This is a genomic window from Butyrivibrio sp. Su6 (assembly GCF_900108105.1).
GTDB lineage: Bacteria > Bacillota > Clostridia > Lachnospirales > Lachnospiraceae > Butyrivibrio.
In genome coordinates, this window is sequence record NZ_FNUR01000003.1 from 1 (window position 1) to 17,062 (window position 17,062).

Below are 17,062 nucleotides of genomic sequence, written 5' to 3' on the forward strand. Positions count from 1 at the left end.
ATTTTCAGGAAGTGAAACTGGGCATATACGAGAAAAAATGGATTGCCACATCCATTGGATGAGTGAACTGAGGACATATGATCTCTATATAATGGTGTGGTAACCTCAAATAAGGTCGTATATGCCCAAAATCACAAATCAAAAACCTAGTCGCATGGTGTCGTAAACTCAAAAATCAGGCTATATTTCCAAAACAGAATCTTCGCTCTCTTTAAATTGAAAGACGCAGACATATAGTCACACATATTCTTGAAAGTAGCCACGCCTACTGTTCCTGGATTCAGAGCCAGAGGCACTTGTATCCAGCCACACCGAAGGTGCTTGCCATTGACGTGGGCTGAGGAAAACGCTACAATGCTGAATCCGACGGTGAAGGAATCTAACTACTGTTCCCATCATCCTCACCGTCGGCTCGCAGACCAAGGCGTTTTCCTTAGGTCCAGTCAATGGTGGCGTACAGAGCCAATTCCTTTCCAATTTCTTAAACCGCCCCATCCACAATATGTTGTTATTTCTATGAATGATGAACTGATAATAAAAAAATGCTTACGCCGTCAGCGTAAGCATTCGTAACAAGGAGCAATTCTAATTATATATTATCAAATATTTATCTTTGCAAGAACATTGGACTTTTCAGCGATCACTTCTCTAACTGCCACGTTTATCTTTCCTGTAGCCATTCTCTTGATATATATTACAAGCTTTCCATCTACAGTTTTTCTGTAATTGGCTGTATATGGTGTAAGATCTGAAAGATCGCCGTTATCGATTCCAGCCAGTTCTCCTGCTCCTGTAACCTGTACAAGAATATCTTTTTCAGGAAGATTTTCAGGAACCCTCACTATAACCTGATAAATGTACCCAATCTCTTTGTGGTTCTCAATAAACTCTGACTTAAGGTTCATATCACAGCAAAGCTCAGGCTTCCAAAGCTCAACTGTAACTTCATCAGATTTCTTTTGTGTAAGGCCAACGCCTCCCCAAAGCTTACTTCTCTCAAAGAACTCTTCCTTGGCAAAACCAGCTGTAGTGATGAATCCGGCAGATGAACCTCTCACCGGCCATCCCTGTGCCTCACCTAAATAATCAATTCCTGTCCAGAGGAACTGTCCACAGACATAGTCATTGTCTTTAACCACCTTCCAGGCTTCAGGGCTGTGACCATTCTCGCTTCCAATGAAAGTCTTTTTAGGGAAACGCTTGTGATCCTGCTCATACAAGTGCTCTTTGTAGTTATATCCCACCACATCAAGCTCATCAATAAATCCAATCCTTGTTGAAAGCTCAGGGAATGCTGCTGCAACAGTCACAGGTCTTGTAGAATCCTCATCTTTAACTATGGACACAAGCTCTTTTGCTATGACAGCAAGTCTCTCCATATTAGGCTTATTTACATCGTACTGTCTCTCAGCTGCCGGTTTGTTGTTATCATTGTTACCGGTCATCTCAGAGAACATAGGATGACAATATGGGTCATTTGGATAATCGATCTCATTACCAATACTGTAGAGTATTACAGAAGGATGATTTCGATCTCTCCTTATCATGGTGCGAAGGTCAATCTCATGCCACATTGGGAAGTCTTCATAGTACCCCTGATGCTTTGGTGGATAAACGTTATGGCCTGTAGACCATTTATTCTTGGGGTTTTCCCACTCATCGAATGCTTCATCCATCATCATAAAGCCAATCTCATCGCAGAGATCATAAAGCTCAGGCATATGAGGATTATGGCTGCATCTGATAGCGTTGCAGCCCGACTTTTTAAGGAGCTCAAGACGTCTTCTCCAGACCTCTTTTTTCATGGCAGCTCCAAGGCATCCGCCGTCATGATGAACGCATACACCTTTGAATTTCATGCTCTTTCCATTAAGTGAGAAGCCTTTATTAGGGTCAAAAGAAAATGTTCTTATTCCCACTTTTCTGGTATCAACCAGATAGCTCTTTCCATCCACTGAAAGCCTTGTTTCCAAGGTATAAAGATATGGTGAATCCGGAGCCCAGAGCTTGGGACTTTTAAAAGAGCCGGATAAATCTATAATTTCTGTTTTACCCTCTGATGCAGAAAGCTCTCCCTGCATTACAAGGGCTATTTTTCCATCGTTGTCAAGAAGAGTACTCTGTGAAATGACCTTGGTCTTCTTTTTCTTGCCAATGCCGGCCACACCGCAGTAGATCTCATTTCTTACAGAAACCTTGGCAACTGTTTTCTTTCCGTCCTTTTCAACGCTGTCACACTTAAAGAAAACACCGCCTACAACAGGGGCTACCTGTTCAGAGATCATGAGGGTAACCTTACGTGTTATACCGCTTCCTGTAAACCATCTGGAGTCAGCAATGTCTGTGTGTACGACCTTGACGCTGATCTGGGTAAGTTCATCTCCAAAGCTTGCCTGACCTGAAATGTCATAGGCAATCTCAGAATAGCCATAGGGTCTTTTGCCCATAAAGTAGCTGTTGACCCATACATAGCTGTTTTTATATATACCATCGAATACGAGAGTGATCTTTTTTCCTCTGTATTCCTCGGGAATACGGATACTGATCCTATACCAGGCTATTCCACCGCGAAGATAACCTGTTCCACTTGAATAATCCTTGGAAAAGGGTGAAGTCACAGAAAAATCGTGAGGAACAGTTACATCCTCCCAGCTGCTGTCATCGTACCCCTTGTACCATGCATCTTCACACTCTCCGTAGTGAAATTTCCAATTGTTTGTTAGCGTTAATAGTTTAGTATCCATAATTCCTCACTGGAATATTAAAGGAGAACCTCGCCAAGTGTCATAAGGAACTTAAGCTCTCAGCCTATATCCGGCTCATCCTTTAATTCTATAGTATCTGTATGCTTGCCATCTGTCTCAAAGACAATGATCTCGTTTTCGCCGTCTTTAAGCAGTGGTGCTGGGATATATAATCTCTTCTGCGGTCCAATCTCCCAGAACCTGCCAAGATTAAATCCATTTAAGAATATAACACCTTTTCCCCATCCTTCAAAGTCCAAAAATGTATCACCTTTTTCTTTTACGTCAAAAGTGAATCTGTAAAAGGCCGGAGTTCCCTCTTTGTACTCCTTATTAAAATCGATTTTCTCAACATTATCAAGAGGAAGTGTGTAAATATCCCAATCATTGTGGATATGTCCGTTGATCTGAACACATCTGCCTATGCCCTTGCGCTGAGTCTCCATACGAGGTCCGAAGTTCACACGTCCCATATTTTCAACAAGGACATCAAATTTCTCATTAAGTCCTGTAAGAGTTCCGGTAGAAAGACCTGCTTCTCCAATCGCAGCCGCTGCAGTTTCAGGAGTCAAGCCTCTCTCCATCATGAATTTTCCGGCAAGCATCTGCGCAGGCTGACTGCAGGCAAGGAACTTCTCCATAGGAATGTTATGTTCTTCATCAAGTTCGTGGTCATAGAGCGTGATAAGAGGATTTTCATCCACAAAAACATTGGCCCTGTCTGCTGTTTCCCACAATTTAAGCTTGGCAATTCCTGCTTCTGAGTGAAGTCTTGATCTGTACAGGATGTAACCATAGCTCTGGTCAAGCTCCTCCATGTTTACAGTGTATGGAAGGTGAACAGGAGTACTGAGGTCATCTACTACAGAGAAAAGACTTACCTTCTCCTTACACTCAAGTTTTCCGTATGCTTTTCTCTTGATATCCATAGAGAACTCAACTTCAGGAACGTCCACATACTTTGAAATAACTTCTTTATATTTCTTATATTTCTCTGTGATCTGGCCATCCTCTGTAAGGATTCCGTCATAATCATAGCTAGTAACATCAGGTGTGAGCTCGTTGTAATAATTTGAGCCGTTCATGAATCCAAAGTTTGTGCCGCCCTCAAACATATAGATGCTGACATTTCCGAGCTCAAGCATCTTATCAAGGTCCTCTGTACTCTGAACAAGGTTACCCTTCATATGGCCGCCATTGCCCCAGTGGTCAAACCAGCCAACCCAGAACTCGGCGCACATAAGTGGTCCGCCATTTGCATAGTCTTTTATAACATCAAATCTCTCTTCTGTCTTGGAGCCGAAGTTGCCTGTAGGATGCGCTCCCTCAGCATAGCCACCTCGGTAACTCTCATGGTATGGTCCGTCAGATGTGATAAGTGGCACTGTAACGCCATATTTTTTCATAAGATCAGACATGAACTTCATGTACTCATGATCATTTGCATAATATCCATACTCATTCTCAATCTGCATGAGAATAATATTTCCGCCATTATCAATCTGGTACTTAGTGATCTTTGGTAAAAGAACTTTATAATAATCTTCTACTGCATCGAGGAATGGCTTATAGCTAACTCTAAGGCGCATATTCCTGTCTTTTAACAGCCATGCAGGAAGACCGCCAAATTCCCATTCTGCGCAGATATATGGAGAAGGTCTTATTATAATATAAAGTCCAAGCTCTGTGGCAGTCTGAATGAATTTTTCCACATCGCAGAAGCCTTCAAAATTGAACTCACCTTTCTTAGGTTCTGTGAGGTTCCAGGGAATATATGTTTCGACCGTGTTGCAGCCAAGAGCCTTTAATTTTTCAAGTCTGTCTCTCCAGTATTCAGGAACAGTTCTGAAATAGTGAAAAGAACCGGATATAACCTTAAATGGTTCTCCGTTAAGAATAAACGTATCTTTGATCTCAAATTTTCCCATAATATAATCTCCTATAAAGCTTGTTTTTATCCTTATATATCCACATTTTTACCCAAAATATAAATATATAAAAATAAAAGCACAAAAATCAGAGCGTTTATTATATCATAAAAAGCGTTTGTTTAAAGCAAAAAGGGAATACTGTCTAATTAACAGTATTCCCTTGTGAATTGCTTATAGGATGTTCTTAGCTTAACAAGTTATTACTTGTAAAGAGCATCGAACTGAGCCTGAAGCTCTGCTGTAACGTCATCAACACCTGCTGTCTTAAGAGCTGCCTGCATCTCAGCTACGATATCCTCAGCACTTCCGTTATAAAGACCGAAGGAAATCTGCTTCATGTAGTTTGTATACTGCTCGTTACAGTTATCAATCTTACCCTGGATGCTGTCTACTTCAGGAACGAACTGACCATATGGATAGTCAATCTTGATCTTGTCATATTCAGCATAGAGCTTATCAATAGCATCCCAGTTTCTTGTAGCGTCCTTGATCTCAAGGTCGTCGTTTCTGCCCCACCAGTAGTTTGTCATACCGTTAATGTTCTCTGTCTCAGAGTTGTATGAAGCTGGTGTTGTACGAAGTCCGTCTGCGTTAAGCTCCCATGACTTTCCTTCAATACCATAGCAGAAAAGCTTGTAGCAATCAGGATCGTTTCTAAGGAGGTCATAAACCATAAGCGCACGCTCTGGGTGTGCACTTCCTGCAGAAATAGCCATAGCACCGTGTGTGATTGAAAGAGCTACAACGTTCTGTGTCTCTTCGCCCCAATAGAAGAATCCTACTTCAGCTTCTGGATCATCCTGGAAAATTGTGTTTGCAGGAGTAGCTGAGCAAAGGTCTGTCCATGTCTGTGTATGGTGCTGCTCTACAGCAACATCGCCTACACGGAACTCATCACGGTTGCTTCCTGATGTGTTGTTAAGTACGTCTGTTGGCCAAACGCCTGCTTCAGCCCATTCCTTCATGAGCTTAGCATACTCAACAAGTGACTCTGTCTCTGTCATAGCAGGAACAGTAATTGTGTAAAGATCATCCTTTGTACCGCCCCAAAGAGCACCTGAGCAGATACCATCAATTGCTACGAAGTTTGTATGAGATGCGATCCAACCGTTAGCCATCTGTGAATACTGTGTTCCGTCTGAATCCCAAACATACTTAAGATCTGTCTTGTTCTCTTTGCACCACTTAACATATGTTGTCATATCTTCCCAGCTATGAACACCATTTGCAAGTCCAGCTTCCTTAGCCCAGTCAAGACGATAGATCCAGCCGTGGTTTGTCCACTGTGCATAGTTGTCTTCAGGCATAAGATAGATCTCACCATTGTATTTGCAAAGATCCCAGTGATCTGCAGGAACGCTTGCCCATGTCTGAGGTGCATATGTCTTAAGCATATCCTCTGAAAGCTCAAGGAAAGCACCATTCTTAGCATTTGGCCAAGCATCAAGCCAGTCAGATGCTGTACCTACAAGGTCTACACTACCGTCCATACGAGCAAGTGTAAGGTTGTAGTTTGAAAGATAATCTGTCCAAGGAATATAGTAAATCTGAAGTTCTGCATTAACCTTTTCTGTAAGGATTGCATTGAGCTTATCAAGCATCTCGTTAAGGTTAGCTTCCTTCTCGCTTCCTGACTCTGGCGGATCACCAGTTGTCATATAATTGATTACAACGTGTTCAGATGTGTCGATTGCAGCAGCGTCTGCGCTAGCAGATGAATCTGTGCTCTCTGTGCTTGTTGTTGACTCTGTCTGTGTAGCAGTTGTGTCACTACCAGTTGTTGTGCTCTCTGCTGTAGATGAGCCACAAGCAGCAATTCCCATTACCATGCTTACGCTAAGTAATGTTGCTAATAACTTTTTCTTCATTTCTTTCCTCCTTCTTGATGATAAGAAAATATGTATCTGAATCCGCAAAGCGGATTTCATTTGAATTAAATAATAAGGAACTTAAGCTCTCGCTTCGCTTAGCCTTTTACTGCTCCTACTGTTATGCCTCCGATGAAGTATTTCTGAACGAATGGATAAAGAAGTACGATAGGACCTGTTGCAAGTACTGCATTAGCCATCTTTACGCTCTGCTCAGGAATATCTGTAAGTGTTACATACTGTCCAGCAACTGAGTTACGGAGCGCATCAAGCTTATTAACAATCTCATAAAGTGTGTACTGAAGAGGCTTAACTGTTACCTTGGCTGTAAGGAAAAGAGATGACTGATACCACTCATTCCAATAACCAAGTGCAAGGAAAAGACCTATTGTTGCAAGTGCAGGCTTGATCATAGGAAGGATAAGATAAACAAATACTGTCATATCTCCTGCACCGTCTATTTTTCCTGACTCTGTGATCTCATGAGGAATCTGCTTGATGAAGTTCTTCATAAGAATGATGAGCCATGGTGACATCATAAGCGGAAGCAAAACTGCAAGGTAGCTGTCAAGGAGCTTATATGTCTGTGTCATAAGCAGGTAGTAAGGAGCAAGACCTGCGCTGAAAAGACTTGTAAAGTAAATGTAGAAAGAAATTGCATTTCTAAGCGGGAAGTCTTTTCTCTGAAGGGCGTAGCCTGTCATCGCAATGATCAAAAGTCCGCAAACTGTTCCAATAAGTGTCATCATGATCGTAAGACCATATGACTTCCAGATATTACCGCTTCCAATAACCATCTCATAAGCCTTCAGGGTAACATCTCTTGGAATAAGCTGAACTCCGTGAGTTCTGATATATGATTCACTTGTAAAAGAAGTTCCGATGATAATGAGGAATGGGAATACGCAGGCAATTGCATAGAGAGTAACAAGTACATATCCAAGGCCTCTTACCACGTAATCCGATTTTCCAAGTTTAATCTTGGAGTTTCCTACTTCAAACTCCATATCTTTACTTTTTGCCATTTCTCAATTTCTCCTTTTTTTAGAATAAAGAGTAGTCAGGATCTATCTTCTTAACCGCAAAGTTAGCAAGCATAACGATAACAAAGCCAACTATTGACTGGTAGAAACCAACCGCAGAAGCAGTTGAGAAATTGAAATCTGACATTGTAGCTCTATAAACGAAAGTCTCGATAATATCTGTTGTTTCATAAAGAACTGAGTTAGAACCGATAATGTTCCAGAACAGTCCGAAGTTACCTCTAACGATTCCACCAAGTGCAAACAAAAGAAGAATAACAATTGTAGGACGAAGTGATGGAAGGATAATGTATCTGATACGCTGGAAAGCATTGGCGCCATCAACCTTTGAAGCCTCAATTATCTCAGCATCGATACCACAGATTGCTGCAAAGTAAACAACTGAGTTGTAACCTGTCTGCTGCCACAAGTGGATCAGGACAATGAGCCATGGCCAAACTGTCGGATCTGAATATGGCTGCCATTTCGCCTTACCAAGAGCTGTAAGGATCTCGTTAACAAATCCTGTATCGTAGTTCAAAAGGGAATAAACTAAAAGACCTACCAAAACCTGGGAAATAAAGTAAGGTAAAAACATAAGTGTCTGCGATACTTTCTTAAACATCTTGGCTCTGATCTCATTAAGCAGGATAGCTATAAGAACCGCTACCAGGTTACCAAGAATAATAAATGCCAGGTTATAAAGAACTGTGTTTCTTGTCAGGGAAAAGAGCTTTCCTGATTCTGCAAGGAATTCAAAATTCTGAAGTCCTACAAACTTACTTCCAAAGATGCCTTTTCTATAGTTGTACTTTACAAAAGCAACCCAAATACCAGGCATAGGCATGTAGCTGAACATAAAGAAGAATACTACAGCCGGTAAACACATAAGTTCAAGGACTCTGTATCTCCATAGTGTCTCTAAAAGGCCACGTTTTCTGACTCCTGTAGAAGTTGTCTTGCTTCTTTTTATCATAATATCCTCCTACTAATACTCTTTCAGTTGCAATTCATCACGGCACAGTCCCCATATTGTGCATTATTACCTGATGCAACCGATTTCATAATATTATTTAAACACAATTGACATATTATTTCAACGCGATTTTTGAAACCGATTGCATTTTTGGCGATATGCAACAAAAAAACGGAGTTATTATGTTAACTCCGCCTGTTTTTTGTTCAAAATGCCAAATCACGTATGATTATTGTATATAATTTCACAAACCTTAGAACCCTTTTATATACCACCTGCAAGTTTCCCTGAACTTTCTCTGACTACCAGCTTAGGGCTTATCATCTGTGTCATTTCTACATCTTTTCCCTCTGCTGCAGCCACTGCTGTCTCGATAAGAGCCCTTCCATAACCTTCATAGTCATAATCGATACTTGTAAGCTTTGGAATTGTAAGCTCAGCAATATAAGTGTTATCAAAGCTCACAAGGGATATATCTTCCGGAATCCTGAGTCCATGCTCTTTGATTGCCCTTACTGCTCCACTGGCAGCAAAGTCGTTTATTGCGATGATCGCCGTCGGCCTCTCTTCAAGGTCCAGCACTTTATTTGTGCATTCATATCCCGACTCTGGATCATATGTGCCGTTTACCACATACTCTCCTCGCTCTTTAATTCCTTTTTTTCTTAAGTTTTCCTGGTACTTCTGATATTTGTTGTATGTAGATGCAACTTTCATCTCGCCGCCAACAAGAGCGATTTTTTCGTGCCCCAGTTCAAAGAGATGCTCCATAAGTATATCCATAGCACTTGATTCATCAATGACCACACTGTGGACAGGTGCCTTATCAAGCTTTCCTGTGACAATAACCGGAGTTTTTTCGCAGATTCCTCTCACCTTCTCGGCGTAGGAATCATCCGTAATAAGGTCATCTACTCTTCCGCCCATCTGTATGATAGCATCAACCCTCTGCTGCATCATGATATCAAGCTGAGCTCTTTCTCTTTCATTTTCTCCGAGGCTGTTAGAGAGAACCACGCTGTATCCGGCCTTTTCAGCTGCAAGTTCACAAGCTACAAAAAGAGCTGAATAATATGGGTTTCTCACATCAGCAGCTATTATACCTATATTTTTAGTAGCTGTGTCTGACAATCCCTTTGCCAGGGCATTTGGCTTAAAATTATATTTTTCAATTATCTTTTGGATTCGTTCTTTCTTTTCCTTACGGACAGATGCGCTTCCATTGAGCACACGAGAAACAGTGGACGCAGACACTCCTGCCTCCTCTGCAATATCATAGATTGTAATGGTTTTTGCGGTATTCAGCTTTTCTTTTTCCATAAGAACTCCGTCTTGGGGACTGTCTGAAACCGATTTCAAATTTAATATTACGAAATATGCTTTTTAATGTCAATATGGTAGATGAAAAAAAGATTCCTGTCAGTACCAAAAGATGTCTGACAGGAGTCTTTTAATCTTTGTGATTATTTAGCAAGTTTACCATTGATAAGTGACTTATATTTAGGTTTTGTCCACTTACCTCCTTCTTTCTTTGCTTCTTCTTCTGGAGCTATATCATGAAGTCTAGGAGAATTCTTTCTCTGTTTGTTTACCTTATCAACAATAGCCTTCTGCTGTTCACTACTGAATCTCTTACTGTAATCCTCCTCGGCAAGAAGATAGTTTTCATCTTCATTACACAGGTATGACATTCCGGGATCCCACGCAAATTCAGTAATATCTTCGAATTTATCGTAATCCTTTTCATCAAGGAAGAACTTTGCCCTTGGATCATTTGCATCCTTATATTTGTCCTTAAGCCAAGGTTCTGCTATCTTTCTGGCTTGTTCAATCTGGTCAAGATAAGAGTCAATACGTTTCTTCATAGCCTCTATACGCTCTGTATCCCACTTAAGATCGAGCAATATTGCCTCTTGAGTTTTCCATGTATCCTTCATATTTTTAATGGACTCATAGGCAGCTTTATCCATATGAAGAAGCGTTGGTACATCACCTTTAAGCCTTGCACGTTTCTTATTTATCTCTGCTATGCGCTTATCCTCGGCAGCTTCAAATTCTTTTTCATCTAATGTCGGTTCTTTACCTTCCCGCAGACGGATCTTATTTCTAAGCACCTTCTGTACCTGTAGGTCATTTTTAATAAAAGTTGAGGTTCTATAGAATATCATCTGCATTTTGAAATCAAATTCGCCACCCTGCAGGTTATCCATCTTTACTGTACCTACAGGACTCCCTGCACTTTCAAATTTCATTTTATTTCTATTTTCTTGAGATAGCAAGTTTTTTACCTGCAAAGGCACCATGCACTCTTTTGATTTTTTATCACTGTCAACCTTAACAAAGGCATCGGAATTTTTGGCAACACATCTGTCATATATTTCTTTTAAATCCTGCAGAGCCAAAAATGCATCAGCACGCTGATCCGCGTTCTCAGATTCTCTGTATTTTATAAAAGTATCAAAACAGCTATTGATTTTTGCCTTGTCATCTTGTTTTATCCCAGCTGCCATGCTAAATAATTGCTTGTATACATCTGTATGCTGCGTTAGATCTCTAAAGAAATTAGAATAGAGAGCCGAATCGTTAAATGGGTCCATATCAGTCTCATTTGTGTTGATACTGTATAAACCAAAGGTACACTTCCACTCATGCTCTTTTTTGTATTTTTCCCTTATAACAGGCTCTCCCACCTTTTCAATCGGTGCTTTGTCCAGTATTTTAGGAACATATTTTCTTCTAACCGGTTTTGTTCCGGACTTATCCTCCAGATAGTCAAACTGAGTACTGTTCTCCTCAATATTGGTAAAAATCGGAGGCAGGAAACCATTCTTCTTTGCTATCTTCTTGCCATCAGCACCTGTCTGCTCAAAATCTTTTTTCTCAATTCCTTTATCCTTAGAAAAAGCCTGATCATGGTCATAGGACATGATGCTTACTATCTTAATACTTCCGGCATTTTTTAACTTGTTCAAAGCTTCCTGTGAATTAGGGTCATTTTCAATCAGATCAGTAATGTCCGGCTCAGTTTTACACTTAAAGTTTCTCCAGTGTCGATCTGTCTGAAGGCAGACTGTATCAAGCATCTGAAGTCTCATAAGCTGTCTTACCGCATTTGGTGAATACTGAAGCTTTGCTCCACTCTTTTGAGCAAGCTCTACAAGCTTAAGCATTTCAAGTCCGGGTGCCACACTCATAAGTGTACAGTTGACATCCTCTTCCTTCTCACTGCCTGCAAGCTTCATTTTTACTACAGAAGACTGGGAAGATGTAATTACATCCTGGAAGCCAAACTGTTTTGCAATTCTCCAGGTAGCTGTATTATTGGTAGCAACTACTACTTCTTCATTATCACCTTTATTAATTACTCCGCTGTTTTCTGTCATCTGACCATAAAGCTCGGCATCCTTACCCATAGTTCTAAGAAGCAGCCTTCTAAGACCAAGTTTTTTATCTGCATGATCATCGCACAGCTCTACCAGCTTATTTATCAGTTCAGAATCTTTTTTCTTATCAAGGCCAAGATCCTTAATATTTTTTAACAGCCAGTCCTTTTCAGTAAGCTCTTTAAGGTCATCAAACTTTTTATCAGCCTTTTCCTCAACAGCTACCTGTCCGCCTGCCGCAGGAGCGTTCTGAGGATTTTCCATGGTCCTTAAAAGCATTTTTACGTATGCTATGGCGCCATCATCTTTTTTTTCTTCTGCTTCCAGCGATCGCAGTTTATTCCTGGTTTCTTCAATCATCGCTGGGTCTATAGCTCCGCCACTGCTTGCAGCCTCCTGTATACGTATTTTTACAGACTTAGAAAATTTTACAAATTCATTATATTCAGATAATCTTTCATAGAATTTGTTAAAATCATGGCCAAGGAATTTAAGATAGCGCTTTTCAGTAGCTATCTTATCAGACTGAGTAACCTTATCATCGCCGCTTCCATTCGGGTTAAGAGTCAGTTTCTTTAGCATGTACTGCATAACTTTCATATCACTTTTTAGCTCTTTGTCGCTGAGCTTTTCAAGTCTCTGTTCCTTTGTATCTGACCCGATATTACTCTTAACCTGTTTAATACGTCTGTCGAGATATGAACCCAGCTCATTGCTGATAAGAGGGAGGTTCTCTTTCATGTAATACTCGTTGCCATCTTTATCCTTAAGTCGGTATACAGTGGTTGTATTACCTTCTCTCTCCATTTTGCTTTCGGATATCTTAATACTGTGCATTTGAAGCAAAAGATCAGAGCCGGTCTTTATATTGTCTATTTGCTCTCCAAAAGCACCACTCTTCATCATTTCTGTAGCCTGAATGATAAGAGCTTTTTCTTCACGGAGATTCTCATAAAGAGCCATGACTTTCTGCTTTCTTCTTATTCCTGCAGCAAACCATGGATTCTTATGGCTGTCAATATAATCATTGCAGGCTTTTATGGCATCATCATAAGCCTTTGAATACTGCTCTTTAACAGCACTTGGATTGACTCCAAGTTCACCTCCTTCTCTTTTAGGAAGCTCAGCTTTCATAAGATTATAGATGGTATTCACCTTTTCTTTTACCTGCTGCATGGACTTGGAGTCCTTGGAATACCACTTGCTGTCCTGATCAAGAAGCTGTGTCTGATTCTCGATTACAGACCTTCTTGTCTTATTCCTTTCTTCAAAAGAAAGCGCTTCCTGTGTCTCAGTAGTCGTCTTTATAGACAGCTTATTAACAAGCTCATTATTTGTTGTTTTTAGCTGAACTTTTTCCTCTGCTGATAGAGCTTTAGGCAGCTTTTTCCAGGCATCTTTATGTGCTGCTACAATATTTCTTGTATCTTTTGCATCAGTAGGAACAAAACCATTCTGAAGTCTTAATCTATCTTCATTTTGCAGATTAGCAAAATCAAGCTGTTCATTATTAATTTCAAAAACATCATTATTATGTTGTTGCTGTAAATTCTGATGAGGTAACATCTATTCAATCCTCCTACCATTCTCTTGTATAGTAAAGATCTTCAATATATTCATAACCTTCAGTTGGATAATCTTCAATGAAAAAGCTCTTTCCCGAATTAAGTTCAACCTTTTCCTTAGGCTCTGAAAGAATTTCCAGATCTTTAATATCGCAATACCTGTACTCAGTCTCTACAGGCTGAACATTTTTAAATACAACACTTGCAATCTTCATGGCATTTTTTGAATTGCATATGATATTAAGTGATTCTGTTTCTTCAATTTTCTTAGCAGTCAGTCTCGCTATTCCTCTAAGAAAATGTCCAAGGTCACGAACATCTTCAACAGCTATAGTAACAGGAATAATGACATGCCCTTCCATATGCACAAGTAAAAGGCCCTTTATTTTATCCTTTTTTACCAGTTTGAAACTATATTTGGGATCATAGAAATCAAGCCTTCCATGAGGCGAAAAGAGCTGCATGACCCTTCCAACCTCTGCCATGTGAACAAGCGAGCTCATAATTTCCTCTTCTGATGTATTTGAGAGATTAACAACATCATTTGATTTACTTCTTTTTTCAATGGCCTTCATTATAAACGGCTCAGTTGTTATCTGTTTCCCATCAAGAACCCACTCATCATTTCTGTAATCTGCATTTTCGAGCCCAAGATCCTCAAAATATCTAATGAGATCTCCTTTATCCTCTTCAACAGGTATTAAATCCGAAAACTTAGCTGCAATGCATGGCGCATCATTATCTTTAGCAAGATTTATCACATTTCTTACCAAAGATGTTCCAATTCCTCTGCCTCTATATTCCGGATCAATATATATCCACTCAATGACAAAGGTATCCATCGGCACCCCTGAAAAAACGACCACCCCAATCGGAACATCCGCTCCATCCTCTTCGGTTGTTACACCGATAAGCTGCATATTGGGAAGTTTGATCTTCTCAAATAACTTTTCTGTTATAAGTCCTTTGAAATACTTCTCTTCTCCGGCTTTCAGCAATGTAGCTTTCAAAATAGATACCTCCTTATCAATTAATTCAAGGCAAAAGAAAACTGCTATTATATCCTTCTCTAGATATAATAACAGTTTCTTGATAAACATTTTGTTAAATATAATTAAATTATTATTACTTTTTCGTTATTGCTGGAACCCCATATATACACCCGGTATATCGTCTTCTGTCAAATGGAATCGCTCGTGATTTTCATCAGCTTCCGCGGTCTCCATCTTAACAACATTGACATAGCCATCGTTGATCATATCCACCATGTACTTCACAATAGATGGATCAAATTGAGTTCCGGATCCCTTTTGAATTTCCTCGATGATCTCGTCTTTATTTAAGTGTCTTCTGTAAACACGGTTACTTGACATAGCGTCATAGGAATCTGCAACGCCAACTATCCTTGCATACAGAGGGATAATATCTCCCTTAAGTCCATCAGGATATCCTGTTCCGTCATATCTTTCATGATGATAAAGAGCTGTTTCTCTGACTCCTCTAAGAGAAGAAAGCTGAAGCAGCATTTTTCCGCCCGCTACAGTGTGGTTTTGTATAAGCTTTCGCTCTTCGTCTGAAAGCTTACCGGGCTTATTCAAAACAGCATCCGGAACACTTATTTTACCGGCATCATGAAGTAGTCCTGCATAATATATGTTTTGTATCTCATCCTCAGAAAGCCCCATTCTCTTGGCAATTTCTGCCGCATACATGGCAACTCGTCTGGAATGACCTCGTGTATACGGGTCCTTGGCATCAATGAAGTTGATGAAAGTATTCATTGACTGGAGGATGATCTTCACATCGTTGCGCTGTCGTTCTTTGTAGTTTCTGACATTAACTCTTGTAACTAAAAGGCCTACAAATACAATGAACCAGACCATCAAAAGGATAAGTATCACTTGTTTAGCGATATCCGTCATTTCAGAAGATATCTTATATCCTTTGATTCCTATCTCTGTAGGAGTAAAGACCTCATTTGAATTAACAATTATTCCAAAAGCAATATTCTCACCGGAATATATAATGTTATTGTAATAAGTTGGTCTCAAAAGAACACATTGTCTCTCGGAATCATATACCGCTTCGGAACCCCAATAATTCTCAAGGGTTGCATCAGAAGGCAGATCTATTTCTACTATCCAGTTGGAAAGATTACTCTTTCCGGTATTATAAATTTCAAAATCAAACTGTGAAGAATAGCCACTTACGCTTTTCCATGTAGCAGCTCTGCTCACGCTGGAATAAAACTCATCTGACAGCCTTGCCCCTGTAAGACTGACAGTTTCGTCATATGCAGAAGAAACATAATTCCTCGCCACTATTTCAAGCGTATAATAAGTCACCACAAGAATAACGAATAGCGACAAAAACACTGTCACCAGTTTTGTAGTTTTACTTAATTTCATTCCCCATCACCTTCTATTATCAGCCAAATGGTGTTGTCTCTTTTGTATATACATGAGTTCGTCAATTGCTATCTGGAACTGTTTAACAGACATGGAGTTAGCAGGATTATATATCATACTTCCCATACTTATCTCAAGCTTGTATGGTTTCTCGCTCTTATAATTCCAAAGCTCCATCTCATCATCAATCAGTTCAATTCTCTCCTCCAACTCATCCTGAGACGAAATATTACTTATTACGCAAAATTCATCTCCACCAAACCTTCCGATGGCTGCATCGTCAGAAAAAACTTTGTACAGGATAGCTGAAACGATTTTCAGTGCATAATCCCCCTCATTATGACCATATGTATCATTGATTTCTTTAAACCTATCTAAGTCCATCATTATAGCAGAAAACTGATGTCCTGTAGACAGTGAATTCTTAATCCTGTTCTCCATAACGATATCGATACCCCTTCTATTAAGTGCACCGGTAAGGTAATCAATATCAAGATTTTTAGTCTGCAGATAGAAAAAGACTATGAGAATACCTATAGTTATTGAGGCATAAGTCATATTCATATCTGTATAGAATATCTGCAGGAAAGCTCCAAACATGGCGATCAAAGGAAATGCCAAAATCGGCTTAACATAGCCTGTATATATTGCATTATAGTTGATCAGCACATACACAGATACTAAAACACAGAGAAGTAACACAAAAGCTCCCCTAACCAGGAAGTAAGGTCCTCTTACATAGTTCATGCCATCAAAATAGTAGAACCAGTCAAGATTAAAAAGTACTGAAATCGTAACCAAAACAAAATTCAGTCCCATAAATACCCTGTAAACCAAGGTGACTTCTTTTTGAAACTTGGCCTTTGTTTCATCCAACCAACAGTTTATATATAGTATGGCAAAAAGATAATCTGCAGGATCAAGGGCATAGATAATATAATATCCAATCTTCATTCCGATCAAATAGTTCTCAGGGTAAAGTTCACCGATATGTCCAACAGTCTCAGCTGCAACAAGAATAAAAGTCATCACAACAAGCTGAACAAAACGTTCAGCTGATTTTGTATTAATTGTCTTACCCTGGAAAATGAGAACAAGAATCAATAAAAGTGATGTATAAAAATTTAATATGATCCAACCTGAAATAGCCAATAAAATGCCCCTT

General features: G+C 39.8%; 10 protein-coding genes. All 10 read right to left on the reverse strand.

Annotated elements, in window-relative coordinates; all coding sequences use genetic code 11:
• Positions 1–599 precede the first annotated feature (599 nt).
• Positions 600–2,744: a glycoside hydrolase family 2 TIM barrel-domain containing protein gene (locus C4S54_RS04220; protein ID WP_103868429.1), complete on the reverse strand. Its 2,145-nt coding sequence runs from the start codon at positions 2,742–2,744 to the stop codon at positions 600–602.
• Between the two features lie 59 nt (positions 2,745–2,803).
• A complete protein-coding gene (locus C4S54_RS04225) occupies positions 2,804–4,672 on the reverse strand; it encodes a glycoside hydrolase family 35 protein (RefSeq protein ID WP_103868430.1) in 1,869 nt (622 codons plus the stop codon).
• Positions 4,673–4,875: 203 nt separating this feature from the next.
• Positions 4,876–6,543: an ABC transporter substrate-binding protein gene (locus tag C4S54_RS04230; protein WP_103868431.1), complete on the reverse strand. Its 1,668-nt coding sequence runs from the start codon at positions 6,541–6,543 to the stop codon at positions 4,876–4,878.
• Between the two features lie 98 nt (positions 6,544–6,641).
• Positions 6,642–7,568 carry a carbohydrate ABC transporter permease gene (locus C4S54_RS04235; RefSeq protein ID WP_022775581.1) on the reverse strand — a complete coding sequence of 309 codons (927 nt, stop codon included), beginning with the start codon at positions 7,566–7,568 and terminating at the stop codon, positions 6,642–6,644.
• A 19-nt stretch (positions 7,569–7,587) separates the two neighbouring features.
• The gene (locus tag C4S54_RS04240; protein WP_022775582.1) at positions 7,588–8,541 is read right to left on the reverse strand and encodes an ABC transporter permease; all 954 of its coding nucleotides are present in this window, start codon (positions 8,539–8,541) and stop codon (positions 7,588–7,590) included.
• Between the two features lie 264 nt (positions 8,542–8,805).
• Positions 8,806–9,861: a LacI family DNA-binding transcriptional regulator gene (locus tag C4S54_RS04245; protein WP_103868432.1), complete on the reverse strand. Its 1,056-nt coding sequence runs from the start codon at positions 9,859–9,861 to the stop codon at positions 8,806–8,808.
• 143 nt (positions 9,862–10,004) lie between these two features.
• A complete protein-coding gene (locus C4S54_RS04250) occupies positions 10,005–13,490 on the reverse strand; it encodes a hypothetical protein (protein ID WP_103868433.1) in 3,486 nt (1,161 codons plus the stop codon).
• A 13-nt stretch (positions 13,491–13,503) separates the two neighbouring features.
• Complete coding sequence (locus tag C4S54_RS04255) at positions 13,504–14,499, reverse strand: GNAT family N-acetyltransferase (protein ID WP_160110675.1); 996 nt, start codon at positions 14,497–14,499, stop codon at positions 13,504–13,506.
• A gap of 126 nt (positions 14,500–14,625) precedes the next feature.
• The gene (locus tag C4S54_RS04260; protein ID WP_103868435.1) at positions 14,626–15,897 is read right to left on the reverse strand and encodes an HD domain-containing phosphohydrolase; all 1,272 of its coding nucleotides are present in this window, start codon (positions 15,895–15,897) and stop codon (positions 14,626–14,628) included.
• 6 nt (positions 15,898–15,903) lie between these two features.
• Complete coding sequence (locus tag C4S54_RS04265) at positions 15,904–17,049, reverse strand: GGDEF domain-containing protein (protein ID WP_103868436.1); 1,146 nt, start codon at positions 17,047–17,049, stop codon at positions 15,904–15,906.
• Positions 17,050–17,062: the final 13 nt, after the last annotated feature.